Source organism: Aeromonas media (genome assembly GCF_020423125.1).
In the GTDB taxonomy this organism is placed as follows: Bacteria; Pseudomonadota; Gammaproteobacteria; order Enterobacterales; family Aeromonadaceae; genus Aeromonas; species Aeromonas media.
The window spans coordinates 3,322,285-3,339,658 of record NZ_CP075564.1; the positions used below are offsets into that span (position 1 = coordinate 3,322,285).

The following is a 17,374-nucleotide window of genomic DNA, read 5'->3' on the forward strand; positions in this document are numbered from 1 at the left end:
AGCGCTCCTGATGACAGGGATTTCTGATCCCGCGATTTAAGAGAGCAAGAGCATGACGACCCTGATGAGTACCCACTCCCTGCAGATGACTGCGGGACACCTCCCCTTGTTTGACCACATCAATCTCGGCATCCAGAGCGGCGATCGCCTGGGCCTGATTGGCGCCAATGGCTGCGGCAAGAGCACCCTGCTCGCCCTGCTGGCCGGTGAGTTGCAACCCCATGACGGACGGGTGCAGCAGGCCGCCCCCTGCCGCTGCGAGTTCGTGGCCCAGCACCTGCCCCCAAGGCTGCAAGGGCTCGGCACCCGCGTAGTGCTACAGGATGCCCTGGGGGGTGACCCCGCCGCCGACTGGCAGGTGGACAAGATGCTGACCGAGCTGCAACTCGAAGAGCAGGCCGAATTACCCGCCAGCGCCCTGAGCGGCGGCCAGCACACCCGGTTACAGATAGGCCGCGCCCTGTTGCGCCAGCCCAACCTGCTGCTGCTCGATGAACCCAGCAACCATCTGGACTTGCCCGCCCTGCTCTGGCTGGAGCAGTTCCTCCTTGGCTGGCGGGGCGCCCTGGTGCTGGTCTCCCACGATGCCCGCCTGCTCGATCGGGTGACCCGCGAGACCCTGATCCTGCGAGATGGCCAACTGCACCGCTTCGCCCTGCCCTGCAATCAGGCCAGGGTGGCGCTGGCCGAAGAGGACGAGCAGGCCCGCCTGCGCCGGGCCGACGAACAAAAGGAGATAGACCGCCTGAGTGCCAGCAGCAAGCGCCTCGCCATCTGGGGGCGCGAGTATGACAACGAGAAGCTGGTGCGCCAGGCCAAGTCCATGGAAAAACGCATCATCCGTCTGCAGGAGGAGCAGAGCACTGTCGCGGCGCCGGCCCCCTGGCGCCTCGAGCTGCACGGGCAGGCACTGCCCGCCGATGCACTGATGCGACTGGAAGCCCTCGAGGTGCGCCCCGCCCCCGGCTTGCCGCCCCTGCTGCGGGCTGAGGATCTCTGGTTGCGGGCTGGCGACAGGGTCGCCCTGCTCGGCGCCAATGGCACCGGCAAGTCCTCTCTGCTGCGCCAATGCTGGCGTGAGCTGGCTTCGCAGGTGGCGGGGGAAGGCTGGTACTGCCACCCCGGCGCCAGCATCGCCTATTACGATCAGTCCCTGCAGCAGCTGGACGACAACGCCACCCTGAGCGACGCCCTCTATCCCCTGGCGCCCTTGCCGGAGGTGACACGGCGCCAGGCGCTGATCCGCGCAGGCTTCCCCTACTCCCGCCATGGCCAACGGGTGCACGCCTTGAGCGGGGGCGAGCGGGCCAGGCTGCTGTTTCTTGCCCTATCGCTCGGCAGCCACCATCTGCTCTGGCTCGATGAACCCACCAACCACCTGGATCTGGCGGGCAAGGAGGAGTTGGCCGAGGCCTTGAACGCCTTCCCCGGGGGCGTCTTGCTGGTCTCCCACGACCGGGATCTGATCGAGCGCAGTTGCAACCGCTTCTGGCTGATCAGAGACGGACGCATCCAGGAGGCCCACAGTGCCGAGCGGGCCTATGCCGAGCTGATCGACCAGCAGCAGAGGCCACTAGCTGGCGGGCCATCCGGGCACGACGCCCGCCAGGCCACTGCCAGTGCGGAGGATGACGAAGAGGCCCTGCTGGCCCGCTGGTATGAGCTCGATGCCCTGCTGGCCGCCGATCTCGCCCGCAAGCCCAGGCACCAGACCCCGCAGCTGCAGCAAGAGTGGCGCCATGAGCTGGCAAGGCTGGCCGGCCTGCTCGGGCTTGTCGAATCATGAGCACAGCCATAAACCACCTTGGCCATCCCCCTCTGTTTGACTCAACACAAGCGGCCAGCCACGGCTGGCCGCAAGGAGCCACCATGACTTCAACTACACCGCCAGAAATAAGGCTGGATCCCGTCAGCGAGGCCGACCTGCCCCACATCTATCGCGGCCTCTCCGATCCGCGAGTCATCGCCTACTACGGCGTCAGCTACGACAGCCTGACGGCATGCCAGGCCCAGATGGATTGGTACGTCGAGCTGACCCGCACGGGTCGCGGCGCCTGGCACCTCGTTCGTGACCGGCACACGGGCGAACCGCTGGGGGCCATCGGCTACAACGACGCCGACCCTGAGCACCGGCGAGCCGAGCTGGGCTACTGGCTCTATCCCGAACACTGGGGCAAGGGGGTGATGAGCGCGGCGCTGCGACTGTGGCTCCCGCTGACTTACCGCACCACAGCGCTGCATCGGCTGCTGGCGGTGGTGGAAGAGCCCAACCTCCCCTCCGCCCGCCTGCTGGAGCGGGCCGGCTTTCATTACGAAGGTACGGCGCGGGAGTGCGAGTGGAAGGGGGATCGGCCTGTCTCCCTGCGCCACTACGCCCTGCTGCGCAGTGACCTGCCAGACCTTTAAGCACCACCACATCTGATCGCCAGCAAAAAGCCCCGCACTGCGGGGCTTTTCTCATCCAGAGGAAGGCTCACTTGATGGCGCAGATGTCACCTGGCGCCGCGCGACGGCGCCTGCGCCGCCACAGGGAGAAGCAGCCGTAACCCGCACTCAACAACAGGGCGTAGAGTACCTGGGAGGCGAGCGCCACCAGCACGGCCGCGCAGAGCAAGACACTCACCCCCGCCAGCCCCTTGCCCGTGCCGCCAAGCAGGCGCCAGCCCGCCGCCATGCAGAGCAGATAGACCAGCACGAAGTTGCCGTTGGCGTAGCGGATGAGTTCATCGAGCGGCAGCCTGAGCCAGAGGATCAATGTGATGGAGACGAGGCAGATGGCGAGTACCCAGCACAGGGCGTTGAGTGGCGCGCCCCGGGCGGACAGCCGGGCCAGGGAGGCGGGCAACTTGCCTTCGCGCGCCATGCTCCAGATAAGCCGGGCAAACCCTTGCAGGTAGATGTTGATGCTGGCAAAGCAGGAGAGATAGCCGAGCACCGCCACCAGCCACTTGGCGGTGGGGCCGAACAGCAGGGAGAGCAGGGCCGGGATGGCGGTAGCGTTAGTCGCCTCGTCCCCATAGAGGCCGTATTTGAGCACCACCAGGGAATGGACCCAGTAGATGAGCCCCGCCAGCAAGACGCCGCCGAGCAGGGCGATGGGGTAATCCCGCTCCGGTCGCTTGAACTCCTCCCCCATGTGGGCGAAGGCTTCCAGCCCCACGAAGCACCAGAACATCACCGCCAGCGCCGTGCCCATCGCGGGCCACTCGGCGGCCGTCGGCAGCGGCCGGGCGGCGTCGCGCCAGCTCAGATCCCCCTTGACCCAGATGAGCAGGGTCAGCCCCAATATGGCCAGAGCGATCAGCAACTGCAGGTTGCCAGAGGAGCGCGCCCCCCTCAAGCCGAGCAGGAAGACCCCGAGCAGGGTCAGCAGCTGGATGGCCCACAGGGTCAACTCCCCCATGTCGAACAAGGCATGCCAGAAACCGGCGGCTATGGTGAGGGCGGCAGGCAGCCCCACCGGCAGCACCGCCAGAAACAGGAAGGCGGAGAAGCGCTCGGCACCGTTGCCAAAGGCGAGCCCGATGAGGTGCGGCGCCCCGCCCGCATGGGGATAGCGGCGCCCGAGGCGGGCGAAGGTAAAGGCGATGGGCAGCACCAGTACGATGAGCAGCACCCAGGCCCAGAGCGACGCCCCTCCCGCCAGCGACGCCGCTGTCGCCGGTACCACGAAGATCCCGGTGCCGAGCAATGAGGTGGCGAGCAACCCCATCCCCTGCCAGAGCCCGAGATCCTTTTTCAACCCAGACATATCCTTTTGTCCCGTCTAGAAAAACATCCTGCCATGTTAGGCCGCCACCACGGCTTTGTTAAGCACTCTGCGCCGCAAACAAGAAAGCCGCCTCTTGGGAGGCGGCTTCTTTATTCAACAGCGTAACCGGAATTATCAGGCAATCAGCTTGTAGATGATGCCGGACATGGCGATCAGGCCAATCAGGGTCACGAAGCCGTTGCTGAGGTTGCCGGCGTATTTGCGCATGGCCGGGATCTTGGCGACGGCGTACATCGGCATCAGGAACAGCAGCATGGCGATGATGGGGCCACCCAGGTCTTCGATCATGCCGAGGATGCTCGGGTTGATGGTGGCGATGGCCCAGGTGGTCAGGATCATGAAGACAGCGGTCACCTTGTTCAGCTGCTTGATCTCGACCTTCTTGCCCTTCTCGCGCAGCGCCTTGGCCATCAGGCCGTTCATGCCTTCTTGCGCACCCAGGTAGTGACCCAGGAAGGATTTGCTGATGGCAACCAAGGCGATCAGCGGTGCCACTGTGGCGATCACCGGGTTGTCGAAGTGGTTGGCCAGGTAGGAAAGGATGGAGATGTTCTGTTCCTTGGCAGCCGCCAGGTCAGCCGGGGAGAGGCTCAGTACGCAGCTGAATACGAAGAACATCACTGTCATCACCATCATGACGTGGGCACCCAGCAGGATGTTGCTGCACTTCTTCTCCGCCTTCTCACCATAGCGGCCTTTGTTGTCCACCGCGAAGGAGGAGATGATCGGGGAGTGGTTGAAGGAGAACACCATGACAGGGATGGCCAGCCACAGGGTCTTGATGAAGTCACCGTTGAAGGCCTCGGACAGCGCAGGCGCTTCGGTCACAATGGCACCGTTCCAGTGTGGGATCAGGTAGAGCGCCAGGCCCATCAGGGTGATCACGAAGGGGAACACCAGCACGCTCATCGCCTTGACGATCACCTGGCCGCCGAGGCGAACGATCGCCATCAGACCCAGGATCAGCACCAGCGACAGGATGGCACGGGGAGGCGCCGTCATGCCCAGCTGGTGAACCATCAGGCTCTCTACGGTGTTGGTGATGGCCACCGAGTACATCAGCAGGATGGGGTAGATGGCAAAGAAGTAGAGCAGGGTGATGAACTTGCCTGCGGTCTTGCCGAAATGCTCTTCCACTACTTCGGTGATGTCACCATCACGGGTGGAGCCGGACAGTACGAAGCGGGTCAGGCCACGGTGGGCGAAGAAGGTCAGCGGCAGGGCCAGCACCAGCATGGCCACCAGTGGCCAGAGGCCACCGACGCCGGCATTGATCGGCAGGAAGAGGACACCGGCACCGATGGCGGTACCGTACAGACCCAGCATCCAGACCAGATCGGCCTTGTTGATGCCACGGGAGGAGGCGTTGCTCAAGCTGCCTTCAACTGCAATATTCATGTCAGACATAGGGATGTTCCTGTCATCAAGGAAAGTGGATTCTTACTAGTCGGTGGGCATGGGCCCGGTTCCCTCTCCCTGGAACACCTGCTGTTCGTCCTTTTTTTATTCTCAGGCCCCGGCCATTTGGCCATCACTCCATGTGGCAACCAAATCGCAACAAACGAAGGCATGAGATCGTGATGCTGAGGGTGTCGCTCGCGCCATTTAACAAATCGGCAACGGCCACCTCATCCGATGAGCTGACTCTAGTTAAAAGGCCCTATTAATCACAGCGTTTTTTTGAATTAATCAACCAAAGTTTGATTCCAGTCGCCTTTCAAACGAGCAAGATCACATTACATACGCCATGTTGCGAAATTTTTTTAACAAATCAAAAATAGGTGATGGTTTAAAACACCCCTGAAAAGAGCAACAAAGCAGTTACAACCCCCGCGACAGCGTGCCGATTGTCTCCCGCCCTCCCTTGGCGTACCCTTGGTTTTCCCTCTCTGCCGCTTGCTGAACATGACCATCACCCGCACCGATCTTGCCGAACTGGCGGTATTTGCCGCCGTCGCCCGCCACCGCAGTTTCAGCAGGGCCGCCCTCGAACTCGGGGTCTCGGCCTCGGCCCTGAGCCATTCCCTCAAGGGCTTGGAGAGTCGTCTGGGGGTCAGGTTGCTCAATCGCAGCACCCGGGCCGTGGTGCCGACCGATGCGGGGGAACGCTTGCTGACGCAGTTGCTGCCGACCCTGGGTCAGCTGGAGGAGGCGCTGGAGGAGCTGACTCGCCATGGCGATGAACCGGTCGGCAGGTTGAAGATCTGTGCGCCCAGGGCCGCCATTCAGGAGGTGCTGGCCCCTGTGCTTATCGACTATCTGGTGCGCTATCCGCGCATGCAGGTGGAGGTGGTGGAGCTGGAGCTGATACCGCGCCTCATCGAGGATGGCTATGATGCCGCCCTCTTCTATGGGGACATACTGCCCAAGGAGATGATAGCCGTGCCCCTGGGTCCGTTGCAGCGCTACCTGGTGGTGGGCTCCCCCGACTACCTGGCAAGGCGCGGCATCCCTCGCCACCCCTCGGATCTTCGTCAGCACGACTGCATCGGTTATCGCCTCACCCCCCATCACCACTATCGCTGGGCCTTTGCCGCCGATGGCGAGCTGCTGGAGATCGAGGTGAGCGGGCCGCTGACCACCAGCACCCCCGCCCTCTACCTGGGGGCGGCCGAGGCCGGCCTGGGGCTGGCCTACTGCTATGAGGAGGAGGTGAGCGATGCCCTGGCAGCGGGGCGACTGGTGACGGTGTTGTCCGACTGGAGCCCCACCTTTGCCGGCTTCCATCTCTACTATCCCAGCCGCCACCAGCTGGGCCAAGGCCTGCGGGCCCTGATAGACATGTTGAAGGCCCATCATAGCCCGCAAGACTGATGAGTAACATTCATCAATCCATCAAATAAAGACCGGATTATCAATAGAAATATAAGAATCTACACTGTGCCTTCGATCCCCCAACCCGCAGAAGCACAGCTATGTCAGCCTATTTCATTCGCCGCCAGCGGGCCATGACCCGTCGTTTCTGGGGCTATGCCCTCCCCTCCATCATGGCCATGCTGGTCTCCGGTGCCTATTACCTGGTGGATGGCATCTTCGTTGGCCACTATGTGGGCGCCGCCGGTCTCGCCGGTATCAACCTGGTCTATCCGGTCATCATGGTGCTGATCGGCCTCGCCGCCATGATCGCCATGGGGGCGGCGACCGCCATCTCCCTCCAGCAGGGCGCCAGAAACCTCGCCCTGGCTCGCCAGGCACTGGTCAATGCATTCTGGCTGCTGGTGCTGCTGGGGACCCTGGCACCGCTGCTGCTGCACCACTGGCATCATGACATCCTGCTGGCCCTGGGCATTGTTCCGGGCACCGAGACCTGGCAGCAGGCCAGCGACTACCTCACCTGGATTGGGGGTGGCACCCTGCTGCTGGCCAGCAACCTGGCGGTGCCCTATCTGCTGCGCAACGACGGCCGACCTCGCCTCGCCATGGTGCTGGTGAGCGGCGGTGCCCTGCTCAACATACTGCTCAACTACATCATGGTCGGCCGCCTGGGGCTGGGACTGGTGGGCACGGCCCAGGCCACTCTCATCTCGGAAGGGGTGGTCAGCCTGCTTGGCCTCGGCTATTTCTTTACCTCCCGCGCCAGGTTGCGGCTGGAATGGCGCCAAATGGTGCCCAGCTTCCCGGCCATGCCCAACCTGCTGTTCACCGGGCTGCCGAGCCTGATCGCCCAGTTCAACCTGGGGCTGTTGCTGCTGCTGCACAACAGCCAGCTGATGGTGCACGGCTCGGTCAAGGATCTGGCGGGCTTCACCGTGGCCGGTTACACCGAGGCGGTGTTCATCGTGATCCTGCAGGGGCTGGCCTTCGGCATTCAGCCGCTGATCAGCCAGGCCACCGGGGCCAAGCGCCAGCGGGATCTCAGATTCCTGATGGCCATGGGGCTCAAGATCACTCTCATCTACGGTCTGGCGGTCTGGCTGCTGATCCAGCTGCTGCCCCGTCAGGTCGCCATGCTCTATACCGGGGAACAGGATGCCGAGCTGCTGGCCGCCGCCGTCAGCAGCCTGACCCTCAACCTCGCCGCCATTCCACTGGAGGGGATCATCATGTTCGGCATAGTGCTGCTGCAATCCATGGCTCGCACCCGCCAGGCCCTGGTCATCTCGGCCGCCAAGACGGCACTGCTGCTGCCGCTCATCTTCCTGCTGCCGCTCTGGTGGGGCCGCGACGGTGTGCTGCTGGCCCAGCCCGCAACCGTACTGCTGCTGACTCCGCCGCTGTGCTGGCTGCTGTGGCGGGAGTGGCGTCGCCTCACGCAGGCCAAGGCCCCCCGCCACCAGCGCCGCCCCCTGGTACAGGTGAGGGAAGAGGTGATGACGAGATGAGACCTCAGGTTTTCTGTCGCCCATAAAAAAGTCCCCGCAATGCGGGGACTTTTCACAACAGATGCACAGGGGCGTTAGCAGTAGCCGTAACCCAGCAGGCGCTGGTAGCGCTGCTCCAACAACTGGTCGCTGTCCAGCGGGCGCAAGGCAGCGAGATCTTGCTTGATGCGATCCTTCAGGCGCTGGGCCATCAGCTCCACGTTGCGATGGGCGCCGCCGAGGGGCTCTTCGACGATGCTGTCGATGAGCTTCAGCTCCTTCAGGCGCTGGGCGGTGATGCCCATGGCATCGGCGGCCACCGGCGCCTTGTCGGCGCTCTTCCACAGGATGGAGGCGCACCCTTCCGGCGAGATGACCGAGTAGGTGGAGTACTGCAGCATGTTGACGCGATCGCCAACCCCGATGGCGAGCGCGCCGCCGGAGCCGCCTTCACCGATCACGGTGCAGACCACCGGCACGGTCAGGCCGGCCATGACTTTCAGGTTGCGGGCGATGGCCTCGGACTGGCCACGCTCCTCGGCACCCACGCCGGGATAGGCGCCCGGGGTGTCGATGAAGGTGATGATCGGCATCTTGAAGCGCTCGGCCATCTCCATCAGGCGCAGGGCCTTGCGGTACCCTTCCGGGCGCGGCATGCCGAAGTTGCGACGGATCTTCTCCTTGGTCTCGCGACCCTTCTGCTGACCAATCACCATGACGGGCTCGCCGTCCAGACGGGCGATGCCGCCGACGATGGCCTTGTCATCGGCATAGGCGCGATCGCCAGCCAGCTCGTCGAAGTCGGTAAAGATCTGCTCGATGTAGTCGAGGGTGTAGGGGCGCTGGGGATGACGCGCCATCTGGGACACCTGCCAGGCACCCAGATCGCCGAAGATCTTCTTGGTCAGCTCTTCGTTTTTCTTCTCCAGCCGACGGATATCTTCGCTGAGATCCACGGCACTGTTGTGCTCGCTCACATGGCGAAGTTCATCGATCTGAGCCTGCAATTCGGCGATCGGCTGTTCAAAATCCAGAAAAAGACTCATAGGGACAATAGATCCTCTAATCAAAAACCAATTCAACCCGCTCTCGTCCAAGCAGGACTCGCAAGTCATCTATCAGTTGATCGGTGGGCGTCACCCGCCACTCGGTACCGAGCGTCAATCGCGCCCGGGAGCCGGGCCGACGATAGTTTACCTGAACCGGACAGACTCCGGCACGGGCGGGCTCCAAAATCTCGCACAAACGCGGGAAAAAGCGTTCGTCAATGCGTTGTTCATCGAGGGAAATGCGGATCGCCCTGGCGAAACGCTCCCTCGCATCGTTGATATCCAGCAATTCGCGGGCCGACATTTTAAGGCCACCGGAGAAGTCATCAAAGCTGACCTGTCCAGAAACCACTAAAATACGGTCTTTTTGCATCAATTCTTCGTATTTTTCCAGCGCTTCACTGAAGAGGGTCACATCCAGACGGCCGGATCTGTCGTCCAGGGTGAAGATCCCCATCTTGTTGCCGCGCTTGGTCACCATGCTGCGGGCCGCGATCACCAGCCCCGCCGCCGTGGTCACTGTGTCCCGGGAGGTGGGATGCAGATCGCACAGACGGCCCGAGGTATAGCGACGCAGCTCGCTGCTGTACTGGTTGATGGGGTGGCCGGTCAGGTAGAGCCCGAGGGTCTCGCGCTCCCCTTCCAGCCACACCTTGTCGGGCCAGTGCGGCACGTTGGCGAACGCCTTCTTGACGTCGTCTATCTCCTCGGTGAGCACCCCGAACATGTCGACCTGACCCACCGCCTGGGCCTTGGCGTGCTGTTCGGCGGCGCGCATGGCCTCCTCCAGCGTCGCCATCAGGGCGGCGCGGTGCGGGCCGAGCCGGTCCATGGCGCCGGAGAGGATGAGTTTTTCCATCACCCGCTTGTTGAGCTTCTTGATGTCGACCCGGTTGCAGAAGTCGAACAGGTCGCGGAAGGGCCCGTCCTGATCCCGCGCGCTGAGAATCGCATCGATGGGGCCCTCGCCGACCCCCTTCACCGCGCCTATTCCGTAGACGATATGGCCATCTTCGTTGACCGAGAAGCGATAGCGGCCGGTATTCACGTCAGGGGGTATGACGGTGAGCCCCATGCGCTGACACTCGTCCACCAGGGTCACTATCTTGTCGGTGTTGTCCATGTCGGCGGTCATGACCGCCGCCATGAACTCGGCCGGGAAGTGGGTCTTGAGCCAGAGCGTCTGGTAGGAGACCAGCGCGTAGGCGGCGGAGTGCGACTTGTTGAAGCCGTAACCCGCAAACTTCTCCACCAGATCGAAGATCTTGATCGCCAGTTCGCCGTCGACGCCGTTCTTGACCGCCCCTTCCTCGAAGCCGGAACGCTGCTTGGCCATCTCGGCGGGGTTCTTCTTGCCCATGGCCCGGCGCAGCATGTCCGCACCGCCCAGGGTATAACCCGCCAGCACCTGGGCTATCTGCATCACCTGCTCCTGGTAGAGGATGATGCCGTAGGTGGGCTCCAGTATGGGTTTGAGGCTCTCGTGCTGCCACTTCTCGTCCGGGTAGGAGATAGCCTCCTTGCCGTGCTTGCGCTCGATGAAGTTGTCCACCATGCCGGATTGCAGCGGGCCGGGTCGGAACAGCGCCACCAGGGCGATCATGTCTTCGAAGCAGTCGGGCTGCAGCCGCTTGATCAGATCCTTCATGCCGCGAGATTCAAGCTGGAATACCGCCGTGGTCTCGAAGCGCTGCAAGAGGGCGAACGACTTCTTGTCATCGATGGGGATGGCGGCGATGTCGACCGGCGGCTTGCCCTCCTTGGCGAGGCGCGGGTTGATCATGCCGAGCGCCCAGTCGATGATGGTGAGGGTCCGCAGCCCCAGGAAGTCGAACTTCACCAGGCCGGCGTATTCCACGTCGTTCTTGTCGAACTGGGTCACCGGGTGGTGGCCGGAATCGTCGCAGTAGAGCGGCGCAAAGTCGGTGATCTTGGTGGGGGCTATCACCACGCCACCGGCGTGTTTGCCGGCATTGCGCACCACACCTTCCAGCCGGCGCGCCATGTCGATGAGGTCCTTGACCTCCTCGTCCTGCTCGTAGAGCTCCGGCAGCTTGGGCTCGGCCTCGAACGCCTTGGCCAGCGTCATGCCCGGATCCGGCGGGATCAGCTTGGAGATGCGATCCACGAACCCATAGGGGTGGCCCAGCACACGGCCCACATCCCGCACCACAGCCTTTGCCGCCATGCTGCCGAAGGTGATGATCTGGGACACCGCCTCCCGGCCATACATCTCGGAGACGTGCTCGATCACCTCGTCCCGTCTGTCCATGCAGAAGTCGACGTCGAAGTCGGGCATGGAAACCCGCTCGGGGTTCAAGAAACGTTCGAACAGCAGATCAAACTCGAGGGGATCCAGATCGGTGATCTTGAGGGCATAGGCCACGAGCGACCCCGCCCCCGATCCCCGACCCGGGCCAACGGGGATGCCGTTGTCCTTGGACCACTGGATAAACTCCATCACGATGAGGAAGTAACCCGGGAAGCCCATCTGGTTGATCACCTTGAGCTCGATGTCGAGGCGCTCGTCGTATTCGCCACGCTTGGCGGCGCGTACCTCGGGATCCGGGAACAGGAAGGCCAGGCGGTCTTCCAACCCTTCCTTGGACTTCATCACCAGGAAGTCTTCGGTGGTCATGTCGCCGGTCGGGAAGTTCGGCAGGAAATACTCCCCCAGACGCACCGTCACGTTGCAGCGCTTGGCGATCTCCACCGTGTTTTCCAGCGCCTCCGGGATGTCGGCAAACAACTCGCACATTTCTTCCTGACTGCGCAGGTACTGCTGCGGGCTGTAGCGGCGCGGACGGCGCTTGTCCATCAGGGTGTAGCCGTCGTGGATGGCGACCCGGATCTCGTGGGCATCGAAGTCGTCGGCCCCGAGGAATACCACCTCGTTGGTGGCCACCACGGGCAGATCGAACTCGGCGGCGATGGCCACCGCCATGTGCAGGTAGACCTCTTCGTCGGGTCGGCCGGTGCGCAGCAGCTCCAGGTAGTAGGCATCCGGGAAGTGGGTCTGGTAGAAGGCGAGACTCTGCTCCACCATCTGGCGGTTGCCCTTGAGCAGGAACTTGCCGAGATCCCCCTCGCGCCCGCCACAGAGCACGATCACCCCCTTGGCGTGTTCGACCAGCCAGCCCTTGTCGATGACGGGTCGCCCCTGCACGTGGCCGCGCTGGTAGCCGCGGGAGATGAGCAAGGTGATGTTCTGGTAGCCGTCGTTGTCCATGGCAAGCAGGGTGAGGCGGAACTGCTCGTCGCCGAGCTCATCGCTCTGCACCCAGAAATCCGCACCGACGATGGGCTTGATCCCCTTGCCATGGGCGGAGCCATAGAAGCGCACCAGACCGCACATGTTCATCTGATCGGTCAGGGCCAGCGCCGGCATGTTGTTGGCCGCGGCCGCCGAGACGATGGGGCCAATCTTTTGCAGGCCATCGACCATAGAGAAGTCGGAGTGGACCCGCAGGTGGACGAAGCGAGGATCGGCCATGGTTATTCGATCCCCAGCGCCCGGCGCACCGGTTTGAAGCTCTGCCGATATTCGGGCAGGGGGCCGCGCTCGGCCAATATGGCGAGGTGTTCGGCAGTGGGATAACCCTTGTGGCGGGCGAAGCCGTACTCGGGATGGCGGCTATCCAGCTCGGTCATCTCGGCATCCCGGGTCACCTTGGCAAGGATGGAGGCGGCGCTGATGGCGGCCACCAAGCTGTCGCCCTTGACCACGGCGCGCGCCTCCATCGGCAGAGCCGGGCAGCGGTTGCCGTCGATAAAGACCAGTTCAGGTGTCATAGAGAGGCCCGCCACGGCGCGCTGCATGGCCAGCATGGTAGCGTGCAGGATATTGAGCTCGTCGATCTCCTGCGGGGTGGCGCGGCCTATGGACCAGGCCAGGGCCTTTGCCTTGATCTCGCCGTACAGGGCGAGGCGCTTCTTCTCGGAGAGCTTCTTGGAATCGGCGAGGCCTTCAACGGGATTGGCGGGGTCCAGGATCACCGCGGCGGTGACCACGTCACCCACCAGAGGGCCGCGACCCACCTCGTCAACCCCGGCAACCAGCTTGTCTTGTGGAATATCGATCGTCATATCACAGGCCTTGAATCAAAACCGGCCCCGCAGGGCCAGTATCAGCACAACATAACGCCAAAAGCGCGCCGCCAGCCATCCTATCTGTCGAGTAGCTCGGCCACCGCCTCGGCGGCCTGCACATCGGCGTTGCAGCGGATCTTCTGGTGCAACTTGGTGAAGGTGGCGATGAGCTCGCTGTTGTCGTGCTCCAGCAACTTGCTGACCTCTTCCACCAGGTTGGCCGGGGTGCACTCATGCTGGATGAGCTCGGGCACCAGCATCCTGTCTGCCAGCAGATTCGGCAGGGAGACATACTCCGTCTTCACCAGCCACTGGGCCAGCCAGTAACTGAGCGGCTTGAGCTTGTAACCCACCACCATGGGCCGCTTCACCAGCATGGCTTCCAGCGCGGCGGTGCCGGACGCCAGCATCACCACGTCGGCGGCGATCATGGCCTCACGGCCCTGACCATCCAGCAGCACCATGTCGAGATCCGGCGCCACCTCGGCCTTGATGGCGAGGAACTGCTCGCGCCGCGTTTCGTTCACCAGCGGCACGATGAAGCCGAGATCCGGGCAGTGCACCGTCAGATGCTTGCACGCCTCGAGGAAGACCGGCGCCATGAAGGCTACCTCCGCATGCCGGCTGCCCGGCAACACCGCCAGCCAGCGACGGGCGGGATCGATGCCGAGCTCCTTGCGCACGGCGGCCTGATCCGGTACCAGGGGGATGTCGTCCGCCATGGTGTGCCCCACGAATCGGCAGGGAGCATCGAAACGGTCGTAGAAGGCTTTCTCGAACGGCAGGAAGGCGAGCACCATGTCGGTGGCAGCCTTGATCTTGTGAATGCGGCCCTGACGCCAGGCCCAGACCGAGGGGCTGACATAGTGGACCGTCTTGATACCGGCGCGGCGCAGTTTCAGCTCCACCCCGATATTGAAATCCGGTGCATCCACCCCGACGAAGATGTCAGGGGGGTTTGCAATGAAGTGGCGCAGCAGCTCGCGGCGCACCTGGAGGATCCGGGGCAGACGTCCCAGCACCTCGCTGATGCCCATGACGGAGAGCTCGTCCATCTCGAACAGGGCCTTGACGCCCAGAGCCTGCATGCGCGGCCCGGCTATCCCCTCGAACTGCGCATCCGGATAGCGGCGCTGCAGCTCGCGCACCAGCCCTGCGGCCAGGATGTCGCCGGAGGTCTCTCCGGCGACGATGCCGATGCGGATGGGCTTAGGCACGGATGATCCCGCGCTCGTTGTCCTTGAGGAAATCCACATAGAGCTGGACGGCCGGCTCGGTGGCCGCCATCTCGCTCAGCACCGGCAGCACCTCTTCGATGGTCTTGCCGGAGCGGAAGATCTCCTTGTAGGCACGCTTGACGGCCGAGATGGCCTCAGGCGTGAAGCCGCGACGACGCAGCCCCTCGGAGTTGACCCCGAACGGCTTGGCGTAGTTGCCGGCAGCCATCACGTAGGGCGGCACGTCCTTGTTCAGGGCGGCGCAGCCACCGACGAAGGCGTGGGAGCCGACGCGGCCGAACTGGTGAATGGCAGACAGACCGCCGAAAATCACGAAGTCACCGATGTGAACGTGGCCAGCCAGGGTCGCGTTGTTGGCGAAGATGCAGTTGTCACCGATCATGCAGTCATGGGCCACGTGCACGTTGACCATGAACAAGTTACCGCTGCCGACCCGAGTCAGGCTCTGATCCTGGGTGGTGCCGCGGTGCACTGTGCAGTTCTCGCGAAACACGTTGTTGTCGCCGATCTCAAGGAAGGTGCGCTCACCGGCGTACTTCTTATCCTGGCAATCCTCACCGATGGAGGTGTGCTGGAAGATCTTGTTGCCACGACCTATCTTGGTCGGGCCCTTGATCACCACGTGGGAACCCACCCAGGTGTCGTCACCGATCTCCACCTCGGCACCGATGACGGTAAAGGGGCCGATTTCCACCCCTTTGCCGATCACGGCAGACTCATGGACGATGGCGGTATCGTGGATGATGGCAGTCTGGTCAATCACGGTTACACCTCGCGTTTGGCGCACATCAGTTCGGCGGTACAGACAATTTCACCATCGACGGTGGCAACGCCGGTAAACTTGGCGATGCCGCGACGCTCCTTCAGGAACTCCACGTCCAGCACCAGCTGATCGCCGGGACCGACCGGACGCTTGAAGCGGGCGTTGTCGATGGAGGCGAAGTAATAGAGCTCGTTGGGGGACGGTTTGCCCACCATGGTAAAGGCCAGGATACCGGTCGCCTGGGCCATGGCCTCCAGGATCAGCACGCCGGGGAACACCGGCTTCGCCGGGAAGTGCCCCTGGAAGATCGGCTCGTTGAACGAGACGTTCTTGATGGCACGCAGGGTCTTGCGCTCATCGCTGATCTCGTAATTTTCCACCTTGTCCACCATCAGGAACGGATAACGGTGGGGCAGCAGGTCCATGATTTCCTGGATCCCCAGGCTTTTCTTTTCAGTAGTCAAAACAGTACCCTATACCAATCGTGATTATTCTTGATCCAGCTTTTTCTCAAGTCGGCTCAACCGCTTGTGCATCTCTTCGATACGCATCACCCGGGCGGCGGTCTTGCGCCACTCTTTATTGGTTTGCAGGGGGATGCCGGAAGAGTAGATACCGGGCTCGGTAATGGGTCGCATCACCATGGCCATACCGGTGACGGTGGCCTGGTCGCAGATCTCCATGTGCCCGTTAAAGACGGAAGCGCCGCCAATGATACAGTATTTGCCGACCTTGAGACTACCGGCCATCACGGTCGAGCCCGCCACGGCGGTACCGTAGCCAATCTCGACGTTGTGGGCGATCTGGCACTGGTTGTCGATGATGACGTTGTCCGCGATGCGGGTGTCTTCCAGGGCACCGCGGTCTATGGTGGTGCAGGCACCGATTTCCACCCGGTTGCCGATGGTCACGCCGCCAAGCTGGGGGATCTTGATCCACTCGCCACGCTCGTTGGCATAACCGAAACCGTCGGCCCCGATCACGGTGCCGGCTTGCACCAGACAATCCGTGCCCAGGGTCACGTTGTGATACAGGGTGACGTTGGCCCACAACCGGGAGCGCGCTCCCAGTCGGGTGTTTTGGCCAACGAAACAGCCCGGGCCGATGCGCACATCATCACCCAGCACGACGCCGGATTCGATCACCGCATTGGCGCCGATGGCCACTCTCTCGCCCAGTTGCACATCCGCCGCGATGACGGCGCTCGGATGGATATCCGTGGCCGGCTGCGGGGTGGTGTCCAGCAGTTGCGCTACCCGGGCAAAGCCCACATAGGGGTCTTTGAGCACCAGGGCATTGGTGGGGCAAAACGGCAGGTCCGCCTCAGTGATGAGCACGGCAGTCGCCTTGCTCTGCTCCAGGAAATGCCGGTACTTCTTGTTGGACAGGAAGGCAATCTCCCCCTCCCCGGCTTTTTCCAGTGTCGCTACCTTGCGGATTTCCCGGGTCCCATCCCCATGGACCTCGGCCCCCAGTTGCTGGGCCAGCTGTGCGAGAGTGAATGCCATCAATTAGTTGCTCTTGCTTACCTGAGAGATAACCTGGCTGGAGATGTCCAGCTTGCTGGCGGCATAGGGAGCAGCATTGCGCTCCAGCACCAGATCATAACCATTGCTCTTGGCGATGGAATCGATGGCAGCTTGCACCTTGGTCAGGATCTTGTTGCGCTCTTCGGACTGACGACGGCCGTTGTCCTGCTCGAACACCTGACGCTTCTGGTTGAACTCCATCTGCAGTTTGGCCAGTTTTTCCTGATTCTGCTTCTTCTGTTCGTTGCTCATGAAGGCTTCGTCCTTCTTGAACTTCTCGACCAGAGCCTGACCGTCGGATTCCAGTTTCTGCAGCTCGCGCATACGCGGCTCGAACTCACCCTTCAGCTTCTTGGCCACGGCTTCACGCTGGGGCAGCTTTTGGAAGACTTCGCCCATGTCGACCACGGCGATCTTGGTCTCAGCCCAGGCGGAGCCCATACCGGCAGCCATCAGTGCAAAACTCAAACCAGCTACTTTCAACGCTTTATTCACACTTACTCCTTGGTCCCTCGGTCGAGGGCTACCTGATTTACCTGATTGTGCAAGCGATCTCTGGGACCGGCTTGTTACCTGGTGAGGCACGCACGCTGCGCGTCCCATCATTGAATACCCCCTGGTGGGGGCGGGCCC

Annotated in this window: 14 protein-coding genes; 4 read left to right on the forward strand and 10 right to left on the reverse strand. The window is 62.7% G+C overall.

What is annotated here, in order from left to right:
* Window positions 1-52: 52 nt before the first annotated feature.
* Together KI797_RS15245 and KI797_RS15250 are read left to right on the forward strand one after the other, a co-directional pair.
* Entirely contained in the window at window positions 53-1,786 is a 1,734-nt protein-coding gene (locus KI797_RS15245; RefSeq protein ID WP_226169940.1) for an ABC-F family ATP-binding cassette domain-containing protein, read from the forward strand.
* 83 nt (window positions 1,787-1,869) lie between these two features.
* Entirely contained in the window at window positions 1,870-2,406 is a 537-nt protein-coding gene (locus KI797_RS15250; RefSeq protein ID WP_161507447.1) for a GNAT family N-acetyltransferase, read from the forward strand.
* Between the two features lie 67 nt (window positions 2,407-2,473).
* Here KI797_RS15250 and yjeH read toward each other — a convergent pair whose 3' ends face one another.
* Both yjeH and KI797_RS15260 read right to left on the reverse strand, forming a co-directional pair.
* Window positions 2,474-3,751 carry an L-methionine/branched-chain amino acid transporter gene (yjeH, locus tag KI797_RS15255; RefSeq protein WP_041206251.1) on the reverse strand — a complete coding sequence of 426 codons (1,278 nt, stop codon included), beginning with the start codon at window positions 3,749-3,751 and terminating at the stop codon, window positions 2,474-2,476.
* 135 nt (window positions 3,752-3,886) lie between these two features.
* Window positions 3,887-5,179, reverse strand: coding sequence for an HAAAP family serine/threonine permease (locus KI797_RS15260; protein ID WP_161507448.1), 1,293 nt, complete (start codon window positions 5,177-5,179; stop codon window positions 3,887-3,889).
* Window positions 5,180-5,677: 498 nt separating this feature from the next.
* Here KI797_RS15260 and KI797_RS15265 point away from each other — a divergent pair, with 498 nt between their 5' ends.
* Window positions 5,678-6,586: a LysR family transcriptional regulator gene (locus KI797_RS15265; RefSeq protein WP_161507449.1), complete on the forward strand. Its 909-nt coding sequence runs from the start codon at window positions 5,678-5,680 to the stop codon at window positions 6,584-6,586.
* Window positions 6,587-6,687: 101 nt separating this feature from the next.
* The gene (locus KI797_RS15270) at window positions 6,688-8,094 is read left to right on the forward strand and encodes an MATE family efflux transporter (RefSeq protein ID WP_161507450.1); all 1,407 of its coding nucleotides are present in this window, start codon (window positions 6,688-6,690) and stop codon (window positions 8,092-8,094) included.
* Between the two features lie 74 nt (window positions 8,095-8,168).
* Here KI797_RS15270 and accA read toward each other — a convergent pair whose 3' ends face one another.
* From accA to KI797_RS15310, 8 genes are all read right to left on the reverse strand, one after another.
* Entirely contained in the window at window positions 8,169-9,119 is a 951-nt protein-coding gene (gene accA / locus KI797_RS15275; RefSeq protein ID WP_005330832.1) for an acetyl-CoA carboxylase carboxyl transferase subunit alpha, read from the reverse strand.
* A 16-nt stretch (window positions 9,120-9,135) separates the two neighbouring features.
* A complete protein-coding gene (dnaE, locus tag KI797_RS15280; RefSeq protein WP_005330830.1) occupies window positions 9,136-12,615 on the reverse strand; it encodes a DNA polymerase III subunit alpha in 3,480 nt (1,159 codons plus the stop codon).
* Window positions 12,616-12,617: 2 nt separating this feature from the next.
* Window positions 12,618-13,208 carry a ribonuclease HII gene (gene rnhB, locus KI797_RS15285; protein WP_042649522.1) on the reverse strand — a complete coding sequence of 197 codons (591 nt, stop codon included), beginning with the start codon at window positions 13,206-13,208 and terminating at the stop codon, window positions 12,618-12,620.
* Window positions 13,209-13,288: 80 nt separating this feature from the next.
* Entirely contained in the window at window positions 13,289-14,428 is a 1,140-nt protein-coding gene (gene lpxB / locus KI797_RS15290; RefSeq protein ID WP_005330826.1) for a lipid-A-disaccharide synthase, read from the reverse strand.
* Window positions 14,421-15,212 (reverse strand): acyl-ACP--UDP-N-acetylglucosamine O-acyltransferase, encoded by a 792-nt coding sequence (lpxA, locus tag KI797_RS15295; RefSeq protein WP_161507452.1) that lies wholly within the window; start codon window positions 15,210-15,212, stop codon window positions 14,421-14,423. The genes lpxB and lpxA overlap by 8 nt, the downstream gene beginning before the upstream one ends.
* A 2-nt stretch (window positions 15,213-15,214) precedes the next feature.
* Window positions 15,215-15,676, reverse strand: coding sequence for a 3-hydroxyacyl-ACP dehydratase FabZ (fabZ, locus tag KI797_RS15300; protein ID WP_041206255.1), 462 nt, complete (start codon window positions 15,674-15,676; stop codon window positions 15,215-15,217).
* A 24-nt stretch (window positions 15,677-15,700) separates the two neighbouring features.
* Window positions 15,701-16,720, reverse strand: a complete 1,020-nt coding sequence (lpxD, locus tag KI797_RS15305; protein WP_041207058.1) for a UDP-3-O-(3-hydroxymyristoyl)glucosamine N-acyltransferase — start codon at window positions 16,718-16,720, stop codon at window positions 15,701-15,703.
* Between the two features lie 3 nt (window positions 16,721-16,723).
* Window positions 16,724-17,236, reverse strand: a complete 513-nt coding sequence (locus tag KI797_RS15310; RefSeq protein ID WP_226169941.1) for an OmpH family outer membrane protein — start codon at window positions 17,234-17,236, stop codon at window positions 16,724-16,726.
* Window positions 17,237-17,374: the final 138 nt, after the last annotated feature.